This window comes from Antarcticimicrobium sediminis (assembly GCF_004348975.1).
GTDB lineage: Bacteria > Pseudomonadota > Alphaproteobacteria > Rhodobacterales > Rhodobacteraceae > Antarcticimicrobium > Antarcticimicrobium sediminis.
Window position 1 is genome coordinate 85,719 of sequence record NZ_SMFP01000008.1, and the last position, 24,816, is coordinate 110,534.

Genomic DNA, 24,816 nt, shown 5'->3' on the forward strand with positions numbered 1-24,816 from the left:
CATGTCGAAATCTTCATTCATGAGGCCCTCGCGCCGCAGCTTTCTCGTCGGGGGGGCGGCGCTGATCGGATCGCCCGCACTGGCGAGCGAAGAGGCAGAGGCCCCCGATCCGCTGCGCCCGGCCCCGGCCGCCGAACCGGCGGTCCGCCACAACATCTCAAGTTTCCGCTCGGTGAATTGGCAAGCCTATTTCAGCAACCTGCGCAACGGGGCGATTCTGGTCGATACCCGGTCGCGGGCGCTGCATTTCTGGGCAGAGGATCACGCGACCTACAAATTGTATCCGTCAAGCGTTCCGCTCACCGACGAGATGACCCGACGCGGACGCACCAGCGTGATCCGCAAGGTCGTCGGCCCAAGCTGGGCGCCGACGCCGTCGATGAAAAAGCGCAATCCGGAATGGCCGAACTTTATTCCACCGGGGCCGGACAATCCGCTGGGAACGCATGCATTGTATCTGAGTTGGAAATTCTATCGCATCCACGGGACCCATGATACGCGCAAGATCGGGCGTCGGTCGTCGAATGGCTGCATCGGGCTTTATAATGAACATATCGCCGAGCTGTTCTCGTTTGCCAAAGTGGGCACGCAAGTGTTGCTAATTTGACGACATGGTGGTGCTGCAAGCGCGAAAAGAAGAAACAAGCGTTTGCAATCGTGCCGTTAAGCTGCTTAAAAAAAGTCCACGAGGTAAAGTCTTGGGTGCGTAGATTCCGAGTGTTGGGTCTGCGCTAAATCTGGAGGTTAATTATGAAGAAACTTGTTCTCGCCGCTGCACTGGTTGGCGCCGCTTCGACCGCAACTGCTGGTTCGCTGGCCGAGCCGATCGTTGAAGCACCGGTTATCGTTGAAGAAGCCAGCAGCTCGTCGAATGGCATCCTGCTGCCCCTGCTGCTGCTGGTACTGGTTGGTGCCGCAGTCGCCGGTAGCTAATCGCTACACGTTTGACTACGAAAAAGGCGATGGGTTTTCCCATCGCCTTTTTTTATGCCCGGCTCTGATTGGTCGTTCGCGTCCCGGCGCGGTCAGGCGGTCCAGCCCGACAGATTTTCGCCGATCACCGTACACAGCGCCTCGATATGCGCATCATCGTCGTTCAGGCAGGGGATATAGGTGAAATCCTTGCCGCCTGCGGCCTCAAAGCTTTCCCTGATCTCGCCGTTGATCTCTTCCAGCGTTTCGATGCAGTCGGCGGAAAACGCCGGCGCGATCACCGCGATGTTGGTTTTGCCCTGCCGGGCCAGCTCGGCCACATGCTCAACGGTATAGGGTTTTAGCCACTCTTCCGGGCCGAATTTCGACTGGAAGGTCGTGATCAGATCGCTGTCCGCCCAGCCCAGCCGCTGTTTCAGCAGGCGCGTCGTTTTCTGACACTGACAATGATAGGGATCGCCCTGCATCAGATAGCGCTGCGGCATGCCGTGATAGGAACAGACCAGAATATCGGGTTTGCGCGCCGCCGTGGCATAGGCCCGCTCGACCGATTGGGCCAGCGCCTCGATATAGCTTGGGTGGTCGAAATAGGCCGGCACCGTGCGACTGGCGGGCTGCCATGGCTCGTCCATCAGGGCGCGAAAGAAGGCGTCGTTGGCGGTGGCGGATGTGGCCCCAGCGTATTGCGGATAGAGCGGAAAGAACAGGATGCGCTGGCAACCGGCCTTGACCATCGCGCGGACCTTGCTTTTGGTCGACGGGTTGCCGTAGCGCATGCAGAAATCGACCATGACCTGATCGCCAAACCGGGCCTTGAGGCTCTGCTCGACCTTGGCGGTCTGGTCCTTGGTGATGGTCATCAACGGGCTTTCGTTGCGCGCCTCGTTCCAGATCGACTTGTAATTGGCACCGCTGGAGAACGGGCGTTTGCTGAGGATAACGAGCTGCAATAGCGGTTGCCATTTCCATGCCGGATAGTCGATCACGCGCTGGTCCGACAAAAATTCGCTCAGATATCGGCGCATCGGCCAATAGGAATAGTGATCGGGCGTGCCGAGGTTGGCCAGTAGCACGCCGATCTTGGGTGTCGGGATCTCCGGATGGTCGGCAGGGGCATGCGCGGGGCGGGCGGCGTCGGTCATGGGAGCATCCTGATTTCTGGGGTCATGGGCGCAGATAAAGGGAATCGCCCGTTCGTCAATCTGACAGCGGGGTTTCCGTCGTGTTCAAGGCATCCGCCAGCCGCGTTCGCGCCGATCCCGGACGCAGCGGTTTGGGCTGGCTTTCCGACGGGGCCCAGCCGGTCAGGCTGACCAATTCGAAACTGGCCCGCAATCGGCCTGCGGGGGTGGCGAAATGTTCGGCGTAAAGCGCGGCGGCGCGGGCAAACACGGCGCGGCGGGTCGGGCGGCGCAACCGGTTGCTCAGCACGTTGGTTTCGCCCATGCCGCGCAGGTCGTGCATAAGATGGGGCAGATCGCGATATTCGGCGGTCAGTTTCAGGCTGTCGGCCACCGGCAGGGCTAGCCCGGCGCGTTGCAGCAGCGCGCCCAGCTCGCGGAGCTCGCCCATCGGGGCGATCCGGGGGGACAGCCCCCCGGTGATTTCGCTTTCGGCCTGACCAAGGGTCGCGCGCAACTCGCTCAGGGTCTCTCCGCCGAGCAGAAAGACAAGCAGGAACCCGTCTTCCTTCAACGCCCGGCGGCATTGGATCAACTGTCCGACCGGATCATTGGCCGTGTGCAGGCACATGGCGTGGATCACAAGGTCGTGCGTGTCGGGTGTCAGATCCAGCGTGTCGTCGTCTGCAACGATCCGCGCTTCTGGAAAGGCGGCGCGCCACAGATCGGGGCAGGGGGTGACGATGGCGGGCTGCGTGAAGGTTCTGTTAACCAGCGACAGGCGATCCTGAGCTTCGTCCAGCGCCGTATGGTGCAGGAACAGGCTGTCTTCGCGCATACGGGCGCGGCGGGCGGACAGGGCTTGCCTGTCGAACAGGGGGGGCGCGGATGTCATGGTTGCAAACTAAGCCTTTGCGTGCGGGGTTACAAACGGCTGTTGCATTGATTTACCCGCCGCGCTGTCTTGGCTGTGGCACCCAGGTCGAAAGCGATTTTGGCCTCTGTGGTGCCTGCTGGCGCGAGACGCCCTTTATCGGCGGCACGGTCTGCGACGGCTGTGGCCTGCCGCTTGATGGGGCAGAAGACGGGCACCGGATCGAATGCGATGCCTGCATGGACCAGCCGCGCCCGTGGCGGCAAGGGCGTGCGGCGCTTTTGTATGCGGATCGGGCACGACGTCTGGTTTTGGCGCTGAAGCATGGCGACAGATCCGATATCGCGCGCCCGGCCGGGCGTTGGCTGGCCCGTGCCGCGCGCCCGATGCTGCAGGCGGAAACGGTGATCGCGCCGGTGCCGCTGCATTGGTCGCGGTTGTTGCGCCGGCGCTATAATCAGGCGGCGCTGCTGGCACAGTCGCTTGCGGCACAGACGGGCGCGGCGTGTTGTCCTGACCTGCTGATCCGGCCGCACCGCACCCCGATGCTGGACCACGCCACCGCCGAGCAGCGCAAGACGATCCTGCGAGAGGCGATTTCTGTGCATCCCCGACGCCAGCATCGCATGATCGGGCGTCCGGTGCTTTTGGTGGATGATGTGATGACTTCTGGCGCCACCCTGACCGCCTGCGCCGAGGCTTGCCATGCGGCTGGGGCGGCCTCGGTTGACGTGGTGGTACTGGCACGCGTTGCAAAGGATGACTAAATCCAGCACAACGCAGTATATCCAGAGGATCAGATATGAAACCGGTCGAGATTTATACATCCCCGCTTTGCGGCTTTTGTCACGCGGCCAAGCGGCTGCTGACCCAAAAGGGTGTCACCTTTTCGGAAATCGATGTCTGGGCCAGCCCGGACCGCAAACCCGAGATGATCCAGCGCGCCAACGGCGGCCGCACGGTGCCGCAGATCTTTATCGGAGAGACCCATGTCGGCGGCTGTGACGAGCTGTACGCGCTGGAAAGGGGCGGCAAGCTTGACGCGCTGCTGGCCGAGTCATGAAGACCGCGCTGGTTCAACTTTGCTCCGGTGATGATCCGGGCGACAATCTGCGGCAGGTGCAATGGATGTTGGCCGAGGCTGCAGCCGAGGGTGCGGAATTCGTCCTGACGCCCGAGGTGACCAATTGCCTGTCCTCCAGCCGCGCCCGCCAGAACGAGGTTTTGTGTCTGGAAGGCGACGACCCCACGCTTGCCGCGCTGCGCCAGCAGGCCGAAGAACTGGGCATCTGGCTGTTGATCGGCTCGCTCGCGCTCAAGACCGGCGACCCCGACGGACGATTCGCCAACCGCTCTTTCCTGATCGGGCCGGATGGCGGCATCCGCGCGCGCTATGACAAGATCCACATGTTCGATGTGCAGGTCACCGCCGAGGAAACCTATCGCGAATCGGATGGCTTCCGGCCCGGGGATCGTGCGGTTCTGGCGCAAACGCCGTTTGGCGCGGTGGGGATGACGGTGTGCTATGACGTGCGCTTCCCGCATCTGCATCAGGCGCTGGCGCGCGCCGGGGCGCAGATCCTGACCGTACCGGCGGCGTTTTCTCCCGTTACCGGTGCCGCCCATTGGGAGCCGCTGTTGCGTGCCCGCGCGATTGAAACCGGCTGTTTCGTCCTCGCCCCCGCTCAGACCGGCACCCACCCCACCAGTGGGGGCAAGCAACGGCGCACCCATGGCCACAGCATGGCAATCTCGCCCTGGGGCGAGGTTCTGGTCGATGCTGGAACCAAGCCGGGCATTCATGTCTTTGACATGGACATGTCGCTGGTAGAGGATGCGCGCTCCAAGGTGCCCTCCCTGACCCATATCCGGGACTTTCATGGGCCATAAGCGCGGGACCGCATGACCGAAGATAGCAACAATCCTCTTGCGGTGGCCCTGTTCAGCGAGCTTTTGACCGCCGATCAGCTGATGCGCAACCGGCTTAGCCGGGTCTTGCCCAAGGGGATGGAAATCTCGCATTTTTCGGTGTTGAACCATCTTGCGTTCTTGCAGGACGAGCGCAGCCCGGCGCAGCTGGCGGATACGTTCCACGTGACCCGTGGCGCGATGACCAACACGTTGAACAAGCTGGAATGGGCAGGTTACGTGCATATTCGCCCCGATTGGGACGATGCGCGGCGCAAGATGGTGGCGATCAGCCCGGCGGGCAAACAGGCGCGCGATCAGGCTGTCGCGGCGATCACCCCGATGATCAATCAGGTGGTGGGCGAATTGGGCGCGGCCAAGGTGCGCGAAGTGCTGCCGGTGCTGCGTGATCTTCGGCTGCGGCTGGAACAGGTGGATTGACCGGTCGTCAGTGCGGAGCAGCCAGCCGCTGACCGATCGTGACGCGGCTTTGATCCGTCCCTAACCCGCGCCCAGATAGGCGCGCAGCGCGGGCGGCGGGGTGTCCAGCAGATCGGCGGTGGGCTGCGGCGGATGCGCCACGCCTTCGGCCACAAGGATCGCCAGATCGGCGATCCGGCGGGCATCGTCGGGATCATGGCTGATCATCATCAGCGTCGCGCCGGTCTCCTGCGCCAGTGCGGCAACCAGATCCAGCATTTCCGCTTTCAAGGCCGGGCCAAGCGCGGCGAAAGGTTCGTCCAGCAGCAGTAACGGGCGGTCCTGTAGCAACACCCGCGCCAGTGCGGCGCGGCTTTGCTGCCCGCCAGACAGCGCACCGGGCTTTCGCTCTTCCAATCCTTGCAGGCCGACGCGGGCGAGCGCCGTGTGCACGCGCTTCTTTTGCTCGGAGGTCAGCCGCAGATCGGGGCGCAGGCCAAGACCGGCGTTCTGTTCCACGCTCAGATGCGGAAACAGGTTGCCGTCCTGAAACAGCATGGCCACGGGGCGCGCGCCGGGGGCGTCGTGGGTGATGTCGCGCCCGTCCCAAAGGATGCGACCCCGCTCCAGCGGACGAAACCCGGCGATCGCCTCGATCAAGGTGGTCTTGCCCGCGCCAGAGGGGCCGATCACCGCGATTTTCGCGCCGGAGTCGATCACGAAATCCGCCGTTACGGTGAATACCCCGTTGCGGATCACCGCATCCTCAAGGTTCAGCATGCCAGCGCCCTCCACGGTCAAAGATCCAGAAGGCCAGCATCGACAGCCCCAGCAACAACAACGCCGCCCCCGCTGCCGCCTCCATACGGTAGGCGCCCATCAGACGATAGATCTGCAACGGCAGCGTTGCCATATCCTGATCGGCAAACAGCGCGATAACGCCAAGATCCCCCATCGACAGGGCCGCGGCAAGCCCGGCGGTAAAGCCGATCTGCGCCCGCATCCGGGGCAGCAGTACCAGCCGCAAGAACGGGCCGCCGCCCATGTTCAGGCTCAGCCCCAGCTGGCCAAAATCGCCGATCACCGCCCGTGCGCGCGGCACCAGAATGCGCAGCGCGAAGGGCAGCGCCATCACCGCGTTGACCAGCGCCGTGACCGGCAAGGCCAGCGCACGGGGATCGGCCAGCGGATAGATCACGATAAACAGCCCGGTGCCGATCACCAGCGGCGAAACGGCAAGCCCCAGCAGCCCGGCAATCTCGATCCACGCGGCGCGGCGCACCATGGCGATGCTCGCGGCCATCGGCACCGCCAGCACTAGCAGCACGCCGGTGCTGAGCAGCGCAATCAGGACCGAGGTGCGCGCGGCGCGAAAGACGCTTGCGGGCAGCTCTGTCAGCCCCGGCAGCCCGGCCATGGCGATCGCCGCCAGCGGCAGCAGCAGGAACAGCGCCGCAAGGGTGATTGCCGCGCCGTCCAACAGCCGCAGCGTGGGAGTATTGGCATCCCAGCGTTGCACCGCTCGGTCCAGCCCGGCGCCAAAGCCACCACCCGGCGCCGCGCGCAGGGCCAGCCCCGCCGCCAGCGCGGTCAACACGATTTGGATGCCCGACAGCAGCGCGGCGCGGCCAAGGTCGAAATCGAACCGAAACGCCTGATAGATCGCCAGTTCGACCGTGGTCGCGCGCGGCCCGCCGCCCAGCGTCAGCGCCACCGCAAAGGAGGTCAGGCAAATGGCAAACACCACCGCCAGCGCGCCGGGGGCGGTGCGGGCCAGCATTGGACGTTCCAGCAGCCGCCAGATCGCCTCCGGTCCGGCCCCCAGTTGGGCGGCCAGACGAAAGCGTTCGCCGGGGATCTCTTGCCAGCCCTGCAGGATCAGCCGGGTCGCCAGCGGCAGGTTGAAAAACACATGCGCCAGCACCACCCCGTGCAGCCCATAGATGCGCAGCGGTTCCAGCCCGAGCGCGCCCAACGCCTGACTGACCCAACCGGCGCGGCCAAACACCGCCAGCAGCCCCAGCACCGCCACGATCACCGGCAGGATGAACGGCGCGCCCAATAACGTGATCAGTGCGCCACGCCCGACAAAGCGTCGCCGCGCCAAAGCGCGCGCCACCGGCACCGCGAGTGCAACGCTCAGCCCCGCCGACAGCGCCGCCTGTATCAGGGTGAACCGCACCGCCTGCCAGTCGGACGGACCCAACCCAGAGCCGGGCTCGGCCCGCCAGACCACGGCGGCCAACGCCCCGAGGATCAGCGTGGCAACGCAAAGCGCCGCGCCGATCCCCGGTGCGCCGCTTACCGGCTGAGCGCGGTCAGCCATTCGGCCAGCGCCGGATCACGCAGCGCTGCCGCCTCTTCAGGCGACAACAGCAATGCCTTGCCCGGCGCGATCAGCGTGGCGAACCCGTCTGGCAGCCCGCCCTCGGGGGTTACGGCCGGATACATCCAGTTGGTGGTTGGAATGATCGACTGGAACGCGTCGGAGACCATGAATTGCAGGAACTGATCCGCCAATTCCGGCTGGTCGCTGGTGGCGAGCTTTCCGGCGACCTCGATCTGCATGTAATGGCCCTCATCGAACCGCGCGGCGGTCTTGCTGTCATCCTCTTCCGCGATCAGGTGGTAGGCGGGCGAGGTGGTGTAGGAGAGCACCATATCCGCCTCGCCGTCCAGAAACAGGCCATAGGATTCGGACCAGCCCTTGGTGACGGTCACGATATTGTCGGCCAGCCCCGCCCAGATCGCCGGCGCCTCATCGCCGTAAGCGGCCTTGACCCACATCAGCAGCCCCAGCCCGGGAGTGGAGGCGCGCGGATCCTGAATCACGATCTTGAGATCGCTGTCGGCCAGTGCGCGAAACGACGTCGGCGCACTTAGCGTCTTGTTCTGAACAAAGGCGAAATAGCCCCAGTCATAGGGCACGAAATCCGCATCCTCCCACGCGACCGGCATGTCGAACGTGGCGCTGACGGCATGGGGGGCGAACAGCCCGGTGTCGCGCGCGGCCTGAATCAGGTTGGTGTCCAGCCCCAGCACGACATCGGCGTCGCTGCGTGCGCCTTCCAGTTTCAACCGGGCCAGCAACGCCGCGCCGTCTCCAGCCGCAACCAGTTTGAGATCACAGCCGCACTGCGCTTCAAACGCCTTTTCCACCAGCGGGCCGGGGCCCCATTCGGTGGTGAAACTGTCATAGGTGTAAACGGTGAGTGTCGGGGCCTCGGCAAGGGCCGCCGTGGCCGAAAACAATCCCGCTGCAAATGTTAGATACTTCATGGCATCCTCCGATTGCGGCGACAGGGCAAGGGTGGAGGCAGGTCCATTAACCTTCCCTACGCCGGTATGAGCCGGGTCAGGTTCAACGGGTTCGCGCGATGCATCTCAGCCCTTTCAGGCACCCCGAGGTGGGGCAAACCCTAGTGGGGCGGCGCATCATCGGCAAGGCAAAACCCCTTGAGCGACCGGGCAGGCCCGGCTAGACCGCAGGGCAAAGGAGCGCCCGCATGTCCATCAACACCTTCGGTCATCTTTTCCGCGTCACCACATGGGGCGAAAGCCATGGGCCCGCGCTGGGCGCTACGGTCGACGGCTGCCCGCCGGGCGTGCCGGTGGACGCGGCGATGATCCAGCACTGGCTTGATCGGCGCAAACCGGGTACCAGCCGCTATACCACCCAGCGGCAGGAACCTGACGCGGTGCGGATCCTGTCGGGCGTGTTCGAGGGGCAGACCACCGGCACCCCGGTGCAGCTGATGATCGAGAACACCGACCAGAGGTCCAAGGATTACTCCGACATCATGGAAAAGTTCCGCCCGGGCCATGCCGATATCACCTATTGGCAGAAATACGGCATCCGGGATTATCGTGGCGGTGGCCGCTCTTCGGCGCGCGAGACGGCGGCGCGGGTGGCGGCTGGTGGGCTGGCGCGGGCGGCGCTGGCAACGCTGGCCCCCGATCTGCAGATCACCGGCTATATGACCCGGATCGGCCCGCAGGAAATCGACCGCGAGCGGTTCGATTGGGACACCATCACCCAGAACCCGTTCTGGTGCCCCGATGCACAGGCGGCAGAGGACTGGGCGACCTATATGAAGGCGTTGCGCAAATCCGGCAATTCGGTGGGGGCCGTGGTTGAAGTGGTGGCGCGCGGCGTGCCCGCCGGGCTTGGCGCGCCGGTCTATGGCAAGCTCGACACCGATCTCGCCGCCGCGATGATGTCGATCAACGCCGTCAAGGGCGTGGAAATCGGCGAAGGCATGGGGGCCGCCATGCTCACCGGCGAGGACAATGCCGATGAGATCTTCATGGGCAACGATGGCCGCCCGGTGTTTTCCTCGAACCACTCGGGGGGCATTCTCGGTGGCATCTCCACCGGGCAGGACGTTGTGGTGCGCTTTGCGGTGAAACCCACCTCGTCGATCCTCAAGACCCGCCAGACCATCACCAAATCGGGCGAGGCGGCCGAGATCATCACCAAGGGCCGTCATGACCCCTGCGTCGGCATCCGCGCGGTGCCGGTGGGCGAGGCGATGATGGCCTGCGTCCTGCTCGATCATATCCTGCTCAATCGCGGCCAGATCGGCGGCGCGGTGGGCGAGACGCGTGGGCGCATTGGCTGATCTTGGCGCTTTGCGGAGCCGGTTGCGGGCGATTACGCAGGCCCGTATGGCGGCGGACCCGGCCCATGATCTGGCCCATCTCGACCGGGTCTGGGCCAATGCCGAGCAAATCGCGGGCGACCCCCTTGATCGCCCGGTGCTGCTGGCGGCCTGCTATCTGCATGATCTGGTGAACCTGCCCAAGGATTCGCCTGACCGGGCCGCCGCCTCGACACGGGCGGCAGAGGCGGCCGCGCCGATCCTGCGCGATCTGGGTTTAGACGCGCCGCGCATCCGGGCCACCCAACACGCGATTGCCGCCCACAGCTTTTCCGCCGGGCTCACGCCCGAGACGCAAGAGGCCCGCATCCTGCGCGATGCCGATCGTCTCGACGCGCTGGGCGCCATCGGCATCGCCCGCTGTTTCTCGGTGTCCGGTGCGCTGAACCGGCGGCTTTATGATCCCGCCGACCCCTTTGCCCGGCATCGTGATCTGGACGACAAGGCCCATGCGCTTGACCATTTCCGCACCAAGCTGCTGGCGCTGCCGGGCCGCATGCTGACGGTGCGGGGTCGGGCGCTGGCGCAAACGCGCGCGGCGCGCATGGTGGTCTTTCTCAACGATTTGGGCGATGAGATTGGGGTACCTCTTCCTTCCAACTGGACAGTTACATGAGTGATATTCTCGGCATCACCTTCCCGATCTATGCCGCCGTGATCATCGGCTATTTGGTGGTGCGGATCGGCTGGTTCAAAGCGGCGGACATGCGCGTTCTGGGGCAATACGTGCTGAACGTGGCGCTGCCGGCGCTGTTGTTCAACGCGGTCGCCGGGCGCGATCTGGGTGAGGTGCTGCGCCCCGGCTATCTGCTGGTGATGGCGGTTGGCGGGTTGGTGACCATCGCGGTCGCCTGGCTGTGGTTCAGCGCCACCGCGCCCGACAAGCCACGCCGCGCCCTGGCGGTGATGGGGGCCAGTTGCCCCAATTCCGGCTTCGTCGGCTATCCGGTGCTGCTGCTGGTGCTGCCCGATCTGGCCGGGGTGGTTCTGGCGCTGAATTTTCTGGTTGAGAACGTGCTGATCATCCCGATCTGCCTGATCCTGATGGATCTTGCCGCCGGGCGTGCCGGGGTATCGCCGTTGCGGCTGGTGCGCGACGTGCTCCTTGGCTTGCTCAAGCGCCCGATGGTGATCGGTCTGTTGCTGGGGCTGGCGGTCTCGGCCCTTGGCGTGGCGATCCCGGCCCCCCTCACCCGGATGATGGGCATGTTGGCGGCCTCTGCCGCGGCGCTGTCCTTGATCGTGATCGGCGGCTCGCTGGTCGGGCTGCCAATGAAGGGAAACAAGACGCTGGCGACCCAGATCGCCGCGGCCAAGCTGCTGCTGCATCCGGCGGCGGTTGCCATGGCGGCGCTTGCCCTACCTGTGCTCGGGTTTGTCAGCCTGAGCGAAGAGATGCGCAGCGCCGCGATCCTGTCGGCGGCGATGCCGATGTTCGGTATCTATACGGTGCTCGCACAGGAACGCGGCCTTGGCGGTGCGGCTTCGATCGCCATGCTGGCTGCCACCGCTGCCGCGTTCTTTACCCTCAGTGTATTTCTGTTCTGGCTGACCTGAGCAGGAAAGGCGCTGCGCGCCTGGCCTCCGGCGGGAGTATTTTTACCAAGAAGAAGACGCGGACCGGCTTTGCTTCTTCTTGTCTAAAATACTCAAATCCCTTGTGCAGCCCCTTGGAGGCGGCTCACGTAAACAGCGCGCCATAGGTGTCGCGCAGCGCCTTTTTCTGCACCTTGCCCATGGTGTTGCGCGGCAGGGCGTCGACCATCACGATCCGTTTCGGCTGTTTGAACTTGGCCAGTTGCCCTTGCAGCGCGGCGGTGATGGCCTCTGGCGTGGTGCCTTCGCCCTCGGGCACCACCACGGCGACGACGCCTTCGCCGAAATCGGGATGCGGCACCCCGATCACAGCGCTTTCCAGCACGCCGGGCAGATCGTCGATCAGGCTTTCGATCTCTTTCGGATAGACGTTGAAGCCGCCAGAGATGATCATGTCCTTTTCACGCCCAACGATACTGACATAGCCGTCGGCGTCGATCATCGCCATGTCGCCGGTGATGAACCAGCCGTCCGGGCGCAACTCTTCCGCCGTTTTTTCGGGCATCTGCCAATAGCCCTGAAAAACATTGGCGCCGCGCACTTCGAGGCCGCCGATCTCACCGGCGGGGACCTCGGCACCGTCCTGCATCACCCGCACCTCGACGCCCGGCAGCGGAAAGCCGACGGTGCCAGCGCGGCGCTCGCCGTCATAGGGGTTGGAGGTGCTCATGTTGGTTTCGGTCATGCCATAGCGTTCAAGGATGCGATGGCCGGTGCGGGCCTGCCAGTGTTCATGGGTTTCCACCAGCAGCGGTGCCGAGCCGGAGATGAACAGCCGCATGTTGGCCGCGCGCTCTTTCGTCAGGCGCGGGTCGGCCAGCAGGCGGGTGTAGAAGGTCGGCACGCCCATCAGGGCGGTGGCGCGCGGCATCGCTTCGAGGATCGCGTCGACGTCAAAGCCCTTGAGGAAGATCACCTGCGCGCCGGCCAGCAACGCCACGTTGGTGGCGACGAACAACCCGTGGGTATGGAAGATCGGCAGCGCGTGGATCAGCACGTCTTGCGCGGTGAACTTCCAATAGTCGCGCAGCATTTCGGAATTGGAGGCGAGGTTGGCATGGCTCAGCATCGCACCCTTGGAACGCCCCGTGGTGCCGGATGTGTACAAAATTGCCGCCAAATCGTCCGGCCCGCGCTTGACGGGGGTAAAGCCGCCGCGCCCGACCACCGCGTCGATCAGCGTGCCCAGCCCCTTGGCGTCGAGCGTGACCACGCGGGCCGCACCGGCGATTTCCGAGATCGCGTCATATTTCGCCGGATCGCAGACCACCACGCGCGGGGTGGCGTCGCCCAGGAAATAGGCCAGCTCTGGCGTGGTATAGGCGGTGTTGAGCGGCAGGAACACGCCGCCGGCCATCACCGTGCCGAGGTACAACTGGATCGCCTCGATGGTCTTGTCGACCTGAACCGCCACCCGGTCGCCCGGCTGCACCCCCATCGCCACCAGCGCCGCCGCGTTGCGTTCGGCCCCGGCGAAGAGTTCGCCAAAGGTCATGCTGGCGCGGGCCGGGAAAGTTGCAAAATTTCGCGTCTCATGGCCGACCGAGGCCGCATGCAGGCGGGAAATCAGGTGGTTGTCGTCGTACATGGCTTGCCTCTTGCGCTGCTGTCGGGCCTATCTGCGCCTTGCGGGGCGGCGAAATCAACCCGTTGATCTTTCTCATGGCAAGAGGCAGGCTCCCGCTCATGGCGACATTGTTAACATCGCATCGACCCGGCCTTGCCGTGACCCTGAAACTCAGCGCCATTTTCCTGTTTTCGACCATGGCGGCGCTGATCAAGGCGACCTCTGGCGACGTGCCGCCGGGCGAGGCGGTGTTCTTTCGCTCGTTCTTTGCGATCCCTGTCATTCTGGTCTGGATCTCCATGCGGGGGGAGCTGCGCACCGGGCTGGTGGCGCGCCGGCCGATGGGGCATTTCTGGCGCGGGGTGATCGGCACCACCTCCATGGGGCTGACCTTTGCCGGGCTTGGCCTGCTGCCGCTGCCCGAGGTCACTGCGATCGGCTATGCCACGCCGATCTTTACCCTGATTCTGGCGGCGGTGATGTTGGGCGAACGGATCCGGCTGATCCGGATTTCTGCGGTCGTGATCGGGCTGGTCGGGGTTCTGATCATGCTTTGGCCACGTCTGGGGGGCGGGTTCAGCGGGCAAAGCACGGCGACGCTCGGGGCGATTTTGATCCTTGGCGCGACCGCACTTCGGTCGCTGGTGCAGATCCATATCCGCAAGATGGTCGCCACCGAAACGACATCGGCCATCGTGTTCTATTTCTCTGCGACTGCGGCGGCCTTGTCTTTGCTTTCGCTGCCCTTCGGCTGGGTGATCCCCAGCCCGATGGCCGCCACAATACTGGTGCTGGCGGGTTTGGTTGGCGGCACGGCGCAGATCCTGATGACCGCCTCTTATCGCTTTGCGCCGGCCTCGATGCTGGCGCCTTATGAATACGCCTCGATGCTGTTTGCGATCCTTATCGGTTATGTCTGGTTTGACGAGGTGCCCACCGCAATCATGCTGGCCGGTGCGGCGCTGGTGATCGCGGGCAATATTCTGGTGATCTGGCGCGAACATCAGCTTGGGCTGGAGCGGGCGCGCGTCCGCGCGGTGAGCGATCCGAAAGCGTGATCTTTACCCCGGCACGACCCGTCCTATGATCCGCCTGAACAGTCAAAGGAAAATGATGTGACCGACGCCGACGCGCATAAGAAGAACATGCAAGACCTGCAAGCCAAGCAGCGGGCCAAGGTGGCTGAGGCCGAGGATCCGGAACGCGGTCTGGTGCTGGTGCATACCGGCAATGGCAAGGGCAAGTCCTCGTCTGCCTTTGGCGTGGTGGTGCGCGCGCTGGGCTGGCGCAAGTCGGTCGGTGTGGTGCAATTCATCAAGGGCAGTTGGATCACCGGAGAGCGGCAATTCTTTGATCGGCTGGGCGGGGTCGATTGGCACACCATGGGCGAAGGCTTTACCTGGGACACCCAGGACCGGGAGCGCGATATCGCCGCCGCCAAGGCCGCATTCAAGCGCGCGCGCGAGATGATGGAGAGCGGCGACCTTGATCTGGTGGTGCTGGACGAGATCAATATCGCGCTGCGCTATGACTATCTGAGCGCGCAAGAGGTGTTGGACGGGCTCAAGGCGCGGTCGGATCGCACCAGTGTGATCCTGACCGGGCGCGACGCGTTGCCGGAGATTTGCGAGTATGCCGATCTGGTGACCGAGATGACCGAGGTGAAGCACCCCTACAACGCCGGGATCAAGGCGCAGCGCGGCTTGGATTTCTGATCTGCAAGGCGGGGACGCGGCCCCAGACTGAAAAAGCGGCGCCGGGTGTGCCCGACGCCGCTTTGGATCGCTTGAACCCGATGTCGGCTTAAGAGGCCGCTTTCATCAAGCCTTGCTCTTTGAGTTGGGCATGGCATTCGTCCAGCGCGCGGCGGGCCCGCTCGATCAGGACGTCGACCTCGGCCAGCGACAGGACCAGCGGCGGAGAGATCACCATGCGGTCGCCCACATGGCGCATGATCAGGTTGTTGGCAAAGCAGCGTTCGCGGCAGATCAAGCCGACAGTGCCCGCATCCGAGGCGAATTTCGCCCGGCTCGCCTTGTCCGGCGTCAGCGCGAGAGAGGCCATCATGCCGACGATTTGGGTTTCCCCCACCAGCGGGTGATCGGCCAGACCATGCCATTTCTCGGCCAGATAGGGGGCGGTTTCCTCGCGCACGCGGTCGACGATCCCCTCTTCTTCGAGGATACGCAGGTTTTCCAGCGCCACGGCGGACGCGACCGGGTGGCCGGAATAGGTATAGCCGTGGTTGAACTCGAGCCCGTCGATCGTCTTGGCGACCTCGTCGCTCACCACCGAGCCGCCGATCGGCTGATAGCCCGAGCTGAGCCCCTTGGCGATTGTCATGATGTCGGGGCGGATGTTCAGGGTCTGGCTGCCGAACCAGTTGCCGGTGCGGCCGAACCCACAGATCACCTCATCGACGATCAGCAGGATTTCGTATTTGTCGCAGATCCGCTGGATTTCCGGCCAATAGCTGTCGGGGGCCACGATCACGCCGCCGGCGCCTTGCACGGGTTCGGCGATGAAGGCGGCGACGCGATCCTCGCCCAGATCCAGAATGGCCTGCTCCAGCTCGCGCGCGCGGGCGAGGCCGAATTCTTCGGGCGTCATGTCGCCGCCCTCGGCCCACCAGTCGGGCTGGTTGATGTGGTGGATATCCGGGATCGGCAGGCCGCCCTGCGCATGCATGCCAGACATGCCCCCCAGCGAGCCGCTGCCGATCGACGAGCCGTGATAGGCGTTGTGGCGGCTGATGAGGATATTCTTGTCCGGCTTGCCCTTGGCCGCCCAATAGGTGCGTACCATGCGGATATTGGTGTCGTTCGCCTCGGACCCGCCAGAGGCGAAGAAGACGTGGTTCAGATCACCCGGCGCCAGTTCGGCGATCTTGTTGGCCAGCGCGATCGCGGGCACATGGGTGGTCTGGAAGAAGGTGTTGTAATACGGCAGTTCGCGCATCTGGCGGGCGGCAACCTCGGCCAGTTCGTCGCGGCCATAGCCGATATTGACGCACCACAGCCCGGCCATGCCGTCCAGGATTTCGACCCCTTCGCTGTCGGTGAGATAGACGCCATTGGCACGGGTGATGACCCGGGCGCCCTTGGCCGTCAGCTCGTCGCCGGTGGTGAACGGGTGCATGTGGTGGGCGCTGTCCAGCGCCTGAAGCTCGGCGGTTGGCATGTGGTTGGTGATGGCGGGCATCGTGGCGACTCCTGCGATTTCGATGGTTGCCGGTAGAATATGATCAAATTTTTTGGTGTCAATCGAATCAGGAAAGCGGGGCGCTATCCTCAAGCATCGCATCGACCATCTGCATCCCTTGTTCCACATCCTGCGCCATTGCCGCGCCCGCCGCGTCGCCATCCCCCGCGCGCAGCGCCGCAAGCAACTCCTTGTGGCGGTCGGGCAGGTTCTGGGTGCCGAAGCGGCCGCAAACGACCCGCAGCGAGGGGCCGAACCGCAGCCAAAGCCGGTCGGACAGATCGGTCATCACCGGTGCCCGCGCCTGGGCGTAAAGCGCAGAGTGAAAGCGATAATTCTGCAGCAGATAGCCGGGAACATCGCCCGCCACGATGGCCATATCCAGCGCCGCGTCGATCGCCTCAAGCTCGGCGATCAGGGCCGGTGTGACATGGCATGTGGCGCGCCGCGCCAGTTCGGATTCTATTGATTTCCTGACGAAAATCAGCTGTTCCACATCCGCGGCTGAAAGCACCGGCACGCTGACGCGGCGGTTGCCCTGAAACATCAACGCCCCGTCCGTGATCAACCGGCGGATCGCCTCGCGGACCGGAGTCATGCCCGCACCCAGCGAATCAGTCAGCCCCTGAATGGTCACCGGCTGGCCCGGGGCCATCTCTCCGAACAGAATTTGGGCCCGCAATTTCTGATAGACCTGTTCGTGAACCGGGGGGTCCGTTGCCGATTTCGTGGGTTTTGGTGCCGATTTTTTGATCAAATTCAACGAGCTCATTCCAATGTGAGTGACTTTACTTGCGCAAACCGAAGCTGCGTGAAAACATATCCCCTGTTGCCGCAGAAGGCAAAACTTGATCAAATCAGAATATGCGGGATCAACCCGCTCCTTCACAGGGAGATTACTATGAGCTTCAAATCGCTGAGTCTGACCGCGGTTCTTGCGCTGGGCGCAACCGTCGCGCAGGCCGAAGAAGTCCGCGTTTACAACTGGTCGGATTATATCGACGAAGAACTGCTGGCCAAGTTCGAGGAAGAGACCGGCATCGACCTGATCTATGACGTGTTCGACAGCAACGAGGTTCTGGAGACCAAGATGCTGGCCGGCGGATCGGGCTATGATGTGGTGGTCCCTTCGGGCACCTTCCTGCAGCGCCAGATTTCGGCGGGCGCGTTCCAGAAACTCGACATGTCGAAACTGCCGAACCACAAGAACGTGTGGGACGTGGTCGAAAAGCGCACCGCGCAATATGACCCCGACAACGCCTATTCGATCAACTACATGTGGGGCACCACTGGCATCGGCGTGAATGTCGGCAAGGTGCAGGAGCGGCTGGGCGAAGACGCCCCGATTGACAGCTGGGCGCTGGTTTTCGATCCCGCCAACATGGAAAAACTGGCAGATTGCGGCGTTCATTTCCTTGACGCACCGGCCGAGATGATCCCTGCCGCGCTGAAATATATCGGCGAGAATCCCGACAGTCAGGACCCCGATGTGATCGCCAAGGCCGAGGCCGTCTATATGGCCGTGCGCCCCTATATCCAGAAGTTCCACAGCTCGGAATATATCAACGGGCTGGCCAATGGTGACATCTGCGTTGCCGTGGGGTGGTCGGGAGACGTGCTGCAAGCGCGCGACCGTGCGGCCGAGGCCGACAATGGTGTCGAGATCGCCTATCACGCGCCCAAGGAAGGCGCGCAGATGTGGTTTGACCAGATGGCGATTCCGGTCGATGCGCCCAACCCTGACGCGGCGCACAAGTTCCTGAACTTCATTCTGGATGCCCAGAACATGGCGGCGGCGTCGAACTATGTCTACTACGCCAACGGCAACAAGGCATCGCAGGAATTTCTGGTCGAGGACGTGATCGGCGATCCGGCGATCTATCCTGATGCGGCGACGCTTGAAAACCTGTTCACCACCCGGCCCTATCCGGCCAAGGTGCAGCGGGTCGTTACCCGTCTGTGGACCAAGATCAAATCGGGCACCTGAGCCCCGATTTCGCGGGCGGGCCGATTGCGGCCCGCCCCGACCGAAGCTCAGACCAACGGGGGGCCACGTTGCAATCCACTATATTCGCGCCATGGGAAGACCCAGAGGCAAAACCGCTGATCCGTTTTCAGAACGTTACCAAGCGGTTCGGAACCTTCACCGCCATCGACGACCTGTCGCTGGACATCTATGAAAAGGAATTCTTTGCGCTGCTGGGGCCGTCAGGCTGTGGCAAGACCACGATGATGCGGATGCTGGGCGGGTTCGAAAACCCGACTGAGGGTCGGATCGAACTGGCCGGCAAGGATATTTCGGGGGTGCCGCCGAACAAGCGCGCGGTGAACATGATGTTCCAGTCCTATGCGTTGTTTCCGCATCTGAGCGTCTGGGACAATATCGCCTTTGGCCTGCGCCGGGATGGCCGCCCCAAGGACGAGGTTGCAGCCCGCGTCGCCGAGATGCTGAAACTGACCCGGCTGGAGAAATTCGGCCGCCGTAAGCCACACCAGATTTCCGGCGGCCAGCGCCAGCGCGTGGCGCTTGCCCGCAGCCTTGCCAAGGCGCCGAAACTGCTTTTGCTCGATGAACCGATGGGCGCGCTCGACAAGAAACTGCGGCAAGACACCCAGTTCGAGCTGATGGACATTCAGGAAAAGACCGGCACCACCTTTGTGATCGTCACCCATGATCAGGAAGAGGCGATGACCGTCGCCTCTCGTGTTGCGGTGATGGACGAAGGCAAGCTGATCCAGGTGGCGACACCGGACCGGATCTATGAATCCCCCGAAAACGTCTATGTGGCCGATTTCATCGGCGACGTGAACATCATCGAGGGACGCGCCACGCTTGAGGGCGAAGAGACCTATCGCATCGACTGGGCCGAGGGCGAAGCGCCGCTGCGGGCCACCTCGTCCACCCGGCTCGACAACGGTCAGAGCTGTTTTCTGGCGATCCGACCGGAAAAGGTGACGATCTCGCCCGAGCGCCCCGAGGGGGCGGTGAACGCGGTGCATGGCAAGGTGCTCGACATCGCGTATCTGGGCAATATCTCGACCTATCACGTCGAGTTGGCATCGGGCACGGTGATCAAGGCGCAGGCGGCGAACACGCGCCGGATCTCGCGCCGGAGTTTTACATGGGAAGATCCCGTCTGGCTGTCCTGGACGGTCACCGGCGGCGTTCTTTTGGCGGGGTGACGCGATGCGCCGTTTCCTCCTGATCGCGGTTCCCTACACTTGGCTTCTGGCGCTGTTTCTTGCGCCCTTTGTCATCGTGTTCAAGATTTCGCTCTCGGATATCGCGCTGGCGATCCCACCCTATACGCCGACGCTGGATCTTGGTGCCGGCTGGGAGGGAATCAAGACGTTTTTCTCGGGGCTGGATTTCGAGAATTTCGTCTGGCTCACGCAGGACGATCTGTACTGGAAAGCCTACCTCAGCAGCCTGAAGATCGCGGTCATCTCCACGGCGTTCACGCTGATGATCGGCTATCCGATCGCCTATGGTCTGGCCCGCTCGCCCGAGGAATGGCGCCCGACGCTGATGATGCTGATCATCTTGCCGTTCTGGACCAGTTTCCTGATCCGGGTCTATTCTTGGATGGGTATTCTCAGCCAAGAGGGGTTCCTGAACCAGTTCCTGCTGTGGACCGGCCTCATCAACGAACCGCTTATCATCCTCAACACCAGTATCGCGGTCTATATCGGCATCGTTTACACCTACCTGCCGTTCATGATCCTGCCGATTTATGCCACGCTTGACCGGCTTGATGAATCGCTGATCGAGGCGGCCGAAGATCTGGGCTGTTCGCGGCTTTCCGCCTTTTGGCTGATCACGGTGCCGCTGTCCAAGAACGGCATCGCGGCGGGCAGTTTTCTGGTCTTTATCCCGGCGCTGGGTGAATTCGTGATCCCCTCGCTGCTGGGTGGATCGAGGACGCTGATGATCGGCAAGGTTCTGTGGGAGGAATTCTTTTCCAACCGGGATTGGCCGGTGGCGGGTGCGGTCGCGATCGTGCTGCTGCTAATCCTTGTGATCCCGATCGTGCTGTTCCAGCGCAACCAACAAAAACAGGCGGAGGCCGAACAATGAACAGGCTGAGCTGGTTCAACACCGTATCGCTGACGCTGGGGTTTGCGTTCCTTTATATTCCGATGCTGATCCTTGTGATCTACAGCTTCAACGCCAGCAAACTGGTCACGGTTTGGGCCGGGTTCTCGACCCGGTGGTATGGCGAGTTGCTGCACAACGAGGCGTTTCTGGATGCCGCCTGGGTCACGCTGAAGGTGGCGGTTTTCTCGTCGTCCATCGCGACGGTACTGGGCACGATGGCGGCCTATGTGCTGGTGCGCGGCAGTCGGTTTCCGGGGCGGACGCTGTTTTCCGGCATGATCTATGCCCCGCTGGTGATGCCCGAGGTGATCACCGGCCTGTCGTTGCTGCTGCTGTTCATCGGCATCGGGCTGGATCGCGGGGTTCTGACCATCGTGCTGGCGCATACCACCTTTTCCATGTGCTATGTTTCGGTGGTGGTGTCCTCACGGTTGATTTCCTTTGATAAATCGCTGGAAGAGGCGGCGCTGGATCTGGGCTGTTCCCCGGCACAGGCGTTTCGGCTGGTCACCCTGCCGATCATTGCGCCGGCGGTGATCTCGGGCTGGTTGCTGGCCTTTACCCTGTCGCTTGATGATCTGGTGATCGCTTCCTTCACCGCCGGACCGTCCGCGACCACGCTGCCGATCAAGATCTTTTCGTCGATCCGACTGGGGGTCAGCCCCGAGATCAACGCGCTGTCCACCGTGATGATCGCCATCGTGGCGGTTGGCGTGATCGCCGCCTCGCTGGTGTCAAAGCGAAGTCTGGTCCGGCAGAAAAAGGACGAACAAGCCGCCGAGCGCGCGCAATGAGACGCATTTTCGGATCGTTCGCCTATTCCGATGGCCCGCGCGACAGCTGTTGGTGGGATGAAACCGCACCCCGGCCTGACTGGCCCGAGGCGCGGGGCGAATTGCGCGCCGATGTGGCGGTGATCGGCGGCGGTTTTACCGGGCTTTCCGCCGCGCTGCATCTGGCCGAGGCCGGGGCCTCGGTCGTGGTGCTTGACGCGAAATATCCCGGCTGGGGGGCTTCGGGGCGCAACGGCGGGTTCTGCTGCCTTGGCGGCGGGCATCTGAAAGACAGCAAAATCATCCATCGTTACGGACCGGATGCTGCCCAGAACTTTTACGACGCCGAGGTCGAGGCAGTGCATCTGGTGGCCCGTCTGTTGGATCGGCTGGGGATCGACGCCGATACCCATTCGCACGGCGAGACCCAGCTTGCCCACAGCCCGCGCGCGATGGCCCGGCTGCGCCGCGCCGCCGAGGGCAAGGATGGCGCGACCCTGACCGAACGCGCCGATCTGGCCGCCGAGGGGTTCAGCGGCCCGTTTCACGGCGCGCTTACGCTGCCGGTGGGATTTGGTCTCAACCCGCGCAAATACGTGTTGGGGCTGGCCTGCGCGGCTGCGGAGGCCGGCGCGCGGATTTATCAGAACAGCGCTGCGGGCCGGATCGAAAAGACCGGCGAGGGCTATCGCATCGCGCTGCCGCAGGGCCAGTTGCGCGCCGATACCGTGCTGATTTGCACCAATGGCTATTCCAGCGAGGATGTGCCGGACTGGCTGGCCGGGCGCTATATGCCGGCGCAATCCACCGTGCTGGTCACCCGCCCGCTGCGCGAGGACGAGCTTGCTGCGCAGGGCTGGACCAGCGATCAGATGGCCTATGATACCCGCAACCTGCTGCATTATTTCCGGCTGATGCCGGACCGCCGGTTCCTGTTCGGGATGCGCGGCGGGTTGATGTCGTCGCCCCGGGCCGAGGCCGCCGCACGCGCCCGCAACCGGCGTGATTTCGAACGCATGTTCCCGGCTTGGCGCGCGGTCGAGAGCGCGCACAACTGGTCCGGCATGGTCTGTCTGGCGCGCAACCGCATGCCTTATGTCGGGCCGGTGCCGGGTCGCGCGGGGATGTTTGCCGGGCTCGCCTATCATGGCAATGGCGTGGCGATGGGCAGCTATGCGGGTCGATTGCTGGCCGATCTGGTGCTGGGCGCGTCGGATCTGCCCTATCCTGCGGCGATGCGCGCGCCGATGGGCGTCTTTCCGATGGGCCGGGCACGGCGGTTGTTGATGCCGCCGACCTATGCCGCGCTGGCGCTGGGCGATCTCTGAGCAATCGTCACCCGGTGCGGTTGACAGAGCCCGCCGGATCGCCCATCCCTGAGCAAAATTCGGTTGTGAGGACGGGCATATGAAGATTGCAATGATCGGGACAGGCTATGTCGGTCTGGTATCGGGCGTGTGTTTCTCGGATTTCGGCCATGATGTCATCTGCGTCGACAAGAACCCGGACAAGATCGCGATGCTCGAGCGCGGCGACGTGCCGATCTTTGAGCCCGGTCTGGACGCGCTGATCCAAAAGAACGTCGAGGCCGGGCGGCTGTCTTTTTCCACCGATCTGCCGGCAGCGGTGGACGGCGCCGATGCGGTGTTTATTGCGGTCGGCACGCCGACGCGGCGCGGCGACGGGCACGCGGATCTGTCCTATGTGATGGCCGCAGCCGAGGAGATCGCGCAAGCGATCACCGCCTATACCGTGGTGGTGACCAAATCGACGGTGCCGGTTGGTACCAACCGGCAGGTCAAGCAGACCATCGCCAAGGCGAACCCGGGGGCCGAGTTTGACGTCGCCTCGAACCCGGAGTTCCTGCGCGAGGGTGCGGCGATCGAGGATTTCATGAAGCCCGACCGCGTTGTCGTCGGGGTTCAGAATGATCGCGCCGCCGCAGTCATGGCGGATATCTACCGACCGCTTTATCTGCGCGACTTTCCGGTCATTTCCACCGATCTGGAAAGCGCCGAGATGATCAAATACGCCGCCAACGCGTTTCTGGCGACCAAGATCACCTTTATCAACGAGATCGCCGCGCTGTGCGAACGGGTGGGTGCGGATATCAAGCAGGTGAGCAAGGGGATGGGCCGGGACGGGCGCATCGGCGACAAGTTCCTGCACGCGGGCCCCGGCTATGGTGGGTCGTGTTTTCCAAAAGATACCAAGGCCTTGGCGCGGATCGGGCAAGATCACGGGGTATCCATGCAGATCACCGAGACGGTCATCAAGGTCAACGACGAAACCCGCCGCCGCATGGTTGAAAAGATCTCTGACATGATGGATGGGAAGCTTGCCGGAAAAACGGTGGCGGTGCTGGGTGTGACCTTCAAGCCCAATACCGACGATATGCGCGAGGCGCCCAGCCTTACGGTCATTCCTGCGCTGATCGGGGCCGGGGCCCGGGTGCGGGTGGTCGATCCGCAAGGCCGGCGCGAGGGCGAGGCGCTGCTGCCCGGCGTGCAATGGGTCGAGGATGCCTATAAGGCCGCGCAAAACGCCGACGCGCTGGTGATCCTGACCGAGTGGAACGAATTTCGCGCGTTGAATCTCAAGCGGTTGGCGAAAAAGATGGCCACTCCGGCGATGGCCGATCTGCGCAATATCTATTCGGTACAGGATGCGAAACGCGCCGGGTTCCGGCGCTATGTTTCGATCGGTCGCAGCGATTATAGCGCCGAGGACTGAGCCGACAGCGCGGCGCGTTCAAGGTCGAGCCCTTGGGTATAGCCCGCGCGCCCGCGTTCGGACTGATACAGGCAATAGGCCGCCATGCGCCAATGATACCATGGCTGCAGCTCGAGGGCGCGCCCAACTGTGGCGAGATCCGGGTAAGCCCCTAGAAACGCGGCCTTTTCCCATGTGCTGAGCGGTGCGCCACGATAGACAAGTTGCATTGCGGGAGAGGTAAAGATCGCCAGATCACCCGCCGGATCGCCGCAGGCAGGGCATTGCCAATCGATCAATGTGGCGCGGGGTCCTTGCATCACGATATTCCCCGGCACCGGGTCGCCATGAACCAGTCTGTGCTGGCCCGAGGGGGCGACCGTGCCCGCAGGTTCCAGCACGCGCAACGCATGGGTCTGCGACGAGCGGCAAAGTGACAGGATTTCAAGGGTTTGGCGCGCCAGTTCCGCGCTGCCGTCGGGTGCGTTCGGAAGCCCAGAAGGGGCGGTCTGCGCGTGCACCCGGCCCAGCAACTCGGCGACGGCCTCTCCCCCGGTGGTCCAGCCTGTGCCGGGCAGATGGCGATAAAGGATCCACGGCGTTTGCGCCTGTGGATCGGCTGCGACCGGGGTGGGGGCGATGCCGCTGCCCGACAGCGCTGCAAGGCAGGCCGTTTCGCGCCGGGGATCATTGGCAAAAAGCGGTGTGGCCGCATCTGAAACGTAGAGTTTGAGGACCAGATCGTACAGTTGCCCCCGCAGCCGCCAAACCCGGTTGGTATGCCCCCCTGCCAGCGGCACCGGCCGGGGATCGGCGGCGACAAACCCGCGTCGGTGCAGAAGTGCGATCAGCTCCGGCGGCGGCAGCATGTCCGCGGGTGCGGCAGCGGGGGGCTGGGCAGGACGGTGGGGCAGGGTGTCGGGCTTTCTCTGGTTTCGGTGCCCGGCTCTG

26 protein-coding genes and 1 riboswitch are annotated in these 24,816 nt (G+C 63.6%); of the genes, 17 read left to right on the forward strand and 9 right to left on the reverse strand.

The annotated features are described in order from the left end of the window. Nucleotide 1 precedes the first annotated feature (1 nt). A complete protein-coding gene (locus tag E1B25_RS13110) occupies nt 2-607 on the forward strand; it encodes a L,D-transpeptidase (RefSeq protein ID WP_132829963.1) in 606 nt (201 codons plus the stop codon). A 143-nt stretch (nt 608-750) separates the two neighbouring features. Next, the gene (locus tag E1B25_RS13115; RefSeq protein ID WP_132829965.1) at nt 751-933 is read left to right on the forward strand and encodes a hypothetical protein; all 183 of its coding nucleotides are present in this window, start codon (nt 751-753) and stop codon (nt 931-933) included. Between the two features lie 92 nt (nt 934-1,025). On the opposite strand, the gene hemH is transcribed toward E1B25_RS13115, so the two are convergent. Continuing rightward, nucleotides 1,026-2,075 carry a ferrochelatase gene (gene hemH, locus E1B25_RS13120; protein ID WP_132829966.1) on the reverse strand — a complete coding sequence of 350 codons (1,050 nt, stop codon included), beginning with the start codon at nt 2,073-2,075 and terminating at the stop codon, nt 1,026-1,028. Between the two features lie 55 nt (nt 2,076-2,130). Beyond that, complete coding sequence (locus tag E1B25_RS13125; RefSeq protein ID WP_132829968.1) at nt 2,131-2,949, reverse strand: methyltransferase domain-containing protein; 819 nt, start codon at nt 2,947-2,949, stop codon at nt 2,131-2,133. Between E1B25_RS13125 and E1B25_RS13130 the strand changes: the two genes are divergently transcribed. Genes E1B25_RS13130 through E1B25_RS13145 form a run of 4 tightly spaced genes read left to right on the forward strand, consistent with a single transcriptional unit; the run spans nt 2,943 to nt 5,277 of the window. Beyond that, nucleotides 2,943-3,695 carry a double zinc ribbon domain-containing protein gene (locus E1B25_RS13130; protein WP_132829969.1) on the forward strand — a complete coding sequence of 251 codons (753 nt, stop codon included), beginning with the start codon at nt 2,943-2,945 and terminating at the stop codon, nt 3,693-3,695. The genes E1B25_RS13125 and E1B25_RS13130 overlap by 7 nt on opposite strands. A gap of 35 nt (nt 3,696-3,730) precedes the next feature. Next, a complete protein-coding gene (grxC, locus tag E1B25_RS13135; protein WP_132829970.1) occupies nt 3,731-3,991 on the forward strand; it encodes a glutaredoxin 3 in 261 nt (86 codons plus the stop codon). Further along, nucleotides 3,988-4,818 carry a carbon-nitrogen hydrolase family protein gene (locus tag E1B25_RS13140; RefSeq protein ID WP_132829971.1) on the forward strand — a complete coding sequence of 277 codons (831 nt, stop codon included), beginning with the start codon at nt 3,988-3,990 and terminating at the stop codon, nt 4,816-4,818. The genes grxC and E1B25_RS13140 overlap by 4 nt, the downstream gene beginning before the upstream one ends. Before the next feature lie 12 nt (nt 4,819-4,830). Further along, the gene (locus E1B25_RS13145) at nt 4,831-5,277 is read left to right on the forward strand and encodes a MarR family winged helix-turn-helix transcriptional regulator (RefSeq protein ID WP_132829972.1); all 447 of its coding nucleotides are present in this window, start codon (nt 4,831-4,833) and stop codon (nt 5,275-5,277) included. Between the two features lie 60 nt (nt 5,278-5,337). On the opposite strand, the gene E1B25_RS13150 is transcribed toward E1B25_RS13145, so the two are convergent. Genes E1B25_RS13150 through thiB form a run of 3 tightly spaced genes read right to left on the reverse strand, consistent with a single transcriptional unit; the run spans nt 5,338 to nt 8,535 of the window. Then, on the reverse strand, nt 5,338-6,036 hold the full coding sequence (locus E1B25_RS13150) for a thiamine ABC transporter ATP-binding protein (RefSeq protein ID WP_132829973.1): 699 nt from the start codon (nt 6,034-6,036) through the stop codon (nt 5,338-5,340). Beyond that, nucleotides 6,023-7,582, reverse strand: coding sequence for a thiamine/thiamine pyrophosphate ABC transporter permease ThiP (locus E1B25_RS13155; RefSeq protein WP_132829974.1), 1,560 nt, complete (start codon nt 7,580-7,582; stop codon nt 6,023-6,025). Before E1B25_RS13155 ends, E1B25_RS13150 begins: the two co-directional genes overlap by 14 nt. Beyond that, complete coding sequence (gene thiB / locus E1B25_RS13160; protein WP_132829975.1) at nt 7,558-8,535, reverse strand: thiamine ABC transporter substrate binding subunit; 978 nt, start codon at nt 8,533-8,535, stop codon at nt 7,558-7,560. The genes E1B25_RS13155 and thiB overlap by 25 nt, the downstream gene beginning before the upstream one ends. 36 nt (nt 8,536-8,571) lie before the next feature. After that, nucleotides 8,572-8,671: riboswitch (TPP riboswitch) on the reverse strand. Between the two features lie 91 nt (nt 8,672-8,762). On the opposite strand from thiB, the gene aroC reads away from it, so the two are divergent. Genes aroC through E1B25_RS13175 form a run of 3 tightly spaced genes read left to right on the forward strand, consistent with a single transcriptional unit; the run spans nt 8,763 to nt 11,474 of the window. After that, nucleotides 8,763-9,878, forward strand: a complete 1,116-nt coding sequence (gene aroC / locus E1B25_RS13165) for a chorismate synthase (protein WP_132829976.1) — start codon at nt 8,763-8,765, stop codon at nt 9,876-9,878. A 46-nt stretch (nt 9,879-9,924) separates the two neighbouring features. After that, entirely contained in the window at nt 9,925-10,533 is a 609-nt protein-coding gene (locus E1B25_RS13170; protein ID WP_132829977.1) for an HD domain-containing protein, read from the forward strand. Continuing rightward, nucleotides 10,530-11,474, forward strand: a complete 945-nt coding sequence (locus E1B25_RS13175) for an AEC family transporter (protein ID WP_132829978.1) — start codon at nt 10,530-10,532, stop codon at nt 11,472-11,474. The genes E1B25_RS13170 and E1B25_RS13175 overlap by 4 nt, the downstream gene beginning before the upstream one ends. A 124-nt stretch (nt 11,475-11,598) precedes the next feature. Here E1B25_RS13175 and E1B25_RS13180 read toward each other — a convergent pair whose 3' ends face one another. Continuing rightward, nucleotides 11,599-13,101: a malonate--CoA ligase gene (locus E1B25_RS13180; RefSeq protein ID WP_132829979.1), complete on the reverse strand. Its 1,503-nt coding sequence runs from the start codon at nt 13,099-13,101 to the stop codon at nt 11,599-11,601. A gap of 98 nt (nt 13,102-13,199) precedes the next feature. Between E1B25_RS13180 and E1B25_RS13185 the strand changes: the two genes are divergently transcribed. Both E1B25_RS13185 and cobO read left to right on the forward strand, forming a co-directional pair. Beyond that, nucleotides 13,200-14,138 carry a DMT family transporter gene (locus E1B25_RS13185; protein ID WP_132829980.1) on the forward strand — a complete coding sequence of 313 codons (939 nt, stop codon included), beginning with the start codon at nt 13,200-13,202 and terminating at the stop codon, nt 14,136-14,138. Between the two features lie 57 nt (nt 14,139-14,195). Further along, entirely contained in the window at nt 14,196-14,795 is a 600-nt protein-coding gene (cobO, locus tag E1B25_RS13190; RefSeq protein ID WP_132829981.1) for a cob(I)yrinic acid a,c-diamide adenosyltransferase, read from the forward strand. 88 nt (nt 14,796-14,883) lie between these two features. On the opposite strand, the gene E1B25_RS13195 is transcribed toward cobO, so the two are convergent. Together E1B25_RS13195 and E1B25_RS13200 are read right to left on the reverse strand one after the other, a co-directional pair. Then, complete coding sequence (locus E1B25_RS13195; protein WP_132829982.1) at nt 14,884-16,281, reverse strand: aspartate aminotransferase family protein; 1,398 nt, start codon at nt 16,279-16,281, stop codon at nt 14,884-14,886. A 67-nt stretch (nt 16,282-16,348) separates the two neighbouring features. Further along, nucleotides 16,349-17,053 (reverse strand): GntR family transcriptional regulator, encoded by a 705-nt coding sequence (locus tag E1B25_RS13200; protein ID WP_132829983.1) that lies wholly within the window; start codon nt 17,051-17,053, stop codon nt 16,349-16,351. A gap of 129 nt (nt 17,054-17,182) precedes the next feature. On the opposite strand from E1B25_RS13200, the gene E1B25_RS13205 reads away from it, so the two are divergent. The 6 genes from E1B25_RS13205 (at nt 17,183) to E1B25_RS13230 (ending at nt 23,886) form a co-directional block, all read left to right on the forward strand. Further along, on the forward strand, nt 17,183-18,268 hold the full coding sequence (locus E1B25_RS13205) for a polyamine ABC transporter substrate-binding protein (RefSeq protein WP_132829984.1): 1,086 nt from the start codon (nt 17,183-17,185) through the stop codon (nt 18,266-18,268). A gap of 68 nt (nt 18,269-18,336) precedes the next feature. Beyond that, nucleotides 18,337-19,464: an ABC transporter ATP-binding protein gene (locus E1B25_RS13210; protein WP_132829985.1), complete on the forward strand. Its 1,128-nt coding sequence runs from the start codon at nt 18,337-18,339 to the stop codon at nt 19,462-19,464. A 4-nt stretch (nt 19,465-19,468) separates the two neighbouring features. Beyond that, complete coding sequence (locus tag E1B25_RS13215) at nt 19,469-20,359, forward strand: ABC transporter permease subunit (protein WP_132829986.1); 891 nt, start codon at nt 19,469-19,471, stop codon at nt 20,357-20,359. After that, on the forward strand, nt 20,356-21,174 hold the full coding sequence (locus E1B25_RS13220) for an ABC transporter permease (RefSeq protein ID WP_132829987.1): 819 nt from the start codon (nt 20,356-20,358) through the stop codon (nt 21,172-21,174). Before E1B25_RS13215 ends, E1B25_RS13220 begins: the two co-directional genes overlap by 4 nt. Further along, nucleotides 21,171-22,481, forward strand: coding sequence for an NAD(P)/FAD-dependent oxidoreductase (locus E1B25_RS13225; RefSeq protein WP_132829988.1), 1,311 nt, complete (start codon nt 21,171-21,173; stop codon nt 22,479-22,481). The genes E1B25_RS13220 and E1B25_RS13225 overlap by 4 nt, the downstream gene beginning before the upstream one ends. 79 nt (nt 22,482-22,560) lie before the next feature. After that, nucleotides 22,561-23,886, forward strand: coding sequence for a UDP-glucose dehydrogenase family protein (locus E1B25_RS13230; protein WP_132829989.1), 1,326 nt, complete (start codon nt 22,561-22,563; stop codon nt 23,884-23,886). Here E1B25_RS13230 and E1B25_RS13235 read toward each other — a convergent pair. After that, nucleotides 23,868-24,734, reverse strand: coding sequence for a phosphotransferase family protein (locus E1B25_RS13235; protein ID WP_132829990.1), 867 nt, complete (start codon nt 24,732-24,734; stop codon nt 23,868-23,870). The two genes, E1B25_RS13230 and E1B25_RS13235, sit on opposite strands and share 19 nt — an antisense overlap. Nucleotides 24,735-24,816 lie beyond the last annotated feature (82 nt).

Excerpts from the sequence above, each read along its gene's own strand:
- E1B25_RS13110 (WP_132829963.1), top strand. The coding sequence starts at position 2 with ATGTCGAAATCTTCATTCATGAGGCCCTCGCGCCGCAGCTTTCTCGTC.
- E1B25_RS13115 (WP_132829965.1), top strand. The coding sequence starts at position 751 with ATGAAGAAACTTGTTCTCGCCGCTGCACTGGTTGGCGCCGCTTCGACC.
- hemH (WP_132829966.1), bottom strand. The coding sequence starts at position 2,075 with ATGACCGACGCCGCCCGCCCCGCGCATGCCCCTGCCGACCATCCGGAG.
- E1B25_RS13130 (WP_132829969.1), top strand. The coding sequence starts at position 2,943 with ATGTCATGGTTGCAAACTAAGCCTTTGCGTGCGGGGTTACAAACGGCT.
- E1B25_RS13125 (WP_132829968.1), bottom strand. The coding sequence starts at position 2,949 with ATGACATCCGCGCCCCCCCTGTTCGACAGGCAAGCCCTGTCCGCCCGC.
- grxC (WP_132829970.1), top strand. The coding sequence starts at position 3,731 with ATGAAACCGGTCGAGATTTATACATCCCCGCTTTGCGGCTTTTGTCAC.
- E1B25_RS13140 (WP_132829971.1), top strand. The coding sequence starts at position 3,988 with ATGAAGACCGCGCTGGTTCAACTTTGCTCCGGTGATGATCCGGGCGAC.
- E1B25_RS13145 (WP_132829972.1), top strand. The coding sequence starts at position 4,831 with ATGACCGAAGATAGCAACAATCCTCTTGCGGTGGCCCTGTTCAGCGAG.
- E1B25_RS13150 (WP_132829973.1), bottom strand. The coding sequence starts at position 6,036 with ATGCTGAACCTTGAGGATGCGGTGATCCGCAACGGGGTATTCACCGTA.
- E1B25_RS13155 (WP_132829974.1), bottom strand. The coding sequence starts at position 7,582 with ATGGCTGACCGCGCTCAGCCGGTAAGCGGCGCACCGGGGATCGGCGCG.
- thiB (WP_132829975.1), bottom strand. The coding sequence starts at position 8,535 with ATGAAGTATCTAACATTTGCAGCGGGATTGTTTTCGGCCACGGCGGCC.
- aroC (WP_132829976.1), top strand. The coding sequence starts at position 8,763 with ATGTCCATCAACACCTTCGGTCATCTTTTCCGCGTCACCACATGGGGC.
- E1B25_RS13170 (WP_132829977.1), top strand. The coding sequence starts at position 9,925 with ATGGCGGCGGACCCGGCCCATGATCTGGCCCATCTCGACCGGGTCTGG.
- E1B25_RS13175 (WP_132829978.1), top strand. The coding sequence starts at position 10,530 with ATGAGTGATATTCTCGGCATCACCTTCCCGATCTATGCCGCCGTGATC.
- E1B25_RS13180 (WP_132829979.1), bottom strand. The coding sequence starts at position 13,101 with ATGTACGACGACAACCACCTGATTTCCCGCCTGCATGCGGCCTCGGTC.
- E1B25_RS13185 (WP_132829980.1), top strand. The coding sequence starts at position 13,200 with ATGGCGACATTGTTAACATCGCATCGACCCGGCCTTGCCGTGACCCTG.
- E1B25_RS13195 (WP_132829982.1), bottom strand. The coding sequence starts at position 16,281 with ATGCCCGCCATCACCAACCACATGCCAACCGCCGAGCTTCAGGCGCTG.
- E1B25_RS13200 (WP_132829983.1), bottom strand. The coding sequence starts at position 17,053 with ATGAGCTCGTTGAATTTGATCAAAAAATCGGCACCAAAACCCACGAAA.
- E1B25_RS13205 (WP_132829984.1), top strand. The coding sequence starts at position 17,183 with ATGAGCTTCAAATCGCTGAGTCTGACCGCGGTTCTTGCGCTGGGCGCA.
- E1B25_RS13215 (WP_132829986.1), top strand. The coding sequence starts at position 19,469 with ATGCGCCGTTTCCTCCTGATCGCGGTTCCCTACACTTGGCTTCTGGCG.
- E1B25_RS13220 (WP_132829987.1), top strand. The coding sequence starts at position 20,356 with ATGAACAGGCTGAGCTGGTTCAACACCGTATCGCTGACGCTGGGGTTT.
- E1B25_RS13225 (WP_132829988.1), top strand. The coding sequence starts at position 21,171 with ATGAGACGCATTTTCGGATCGTTCGCCTATTCCGATGGCCCGCGCGAC.
- E1B25_RS13230 (WP_132829989.1), top strand. The coding sequence starts at position 22,561 with ATGAAGATTGCAATGATCGGGACAGGCTATGTCGGTCTGGTATCGGGC.
- E1B25_RS13235 (WP_132829990.1), bottom strand. The coding sequence starts at position 24,734 with ATGCTGCCGCCGCCGGAGCTGATCGCACTTCTGCACCGACGCGGGTTT.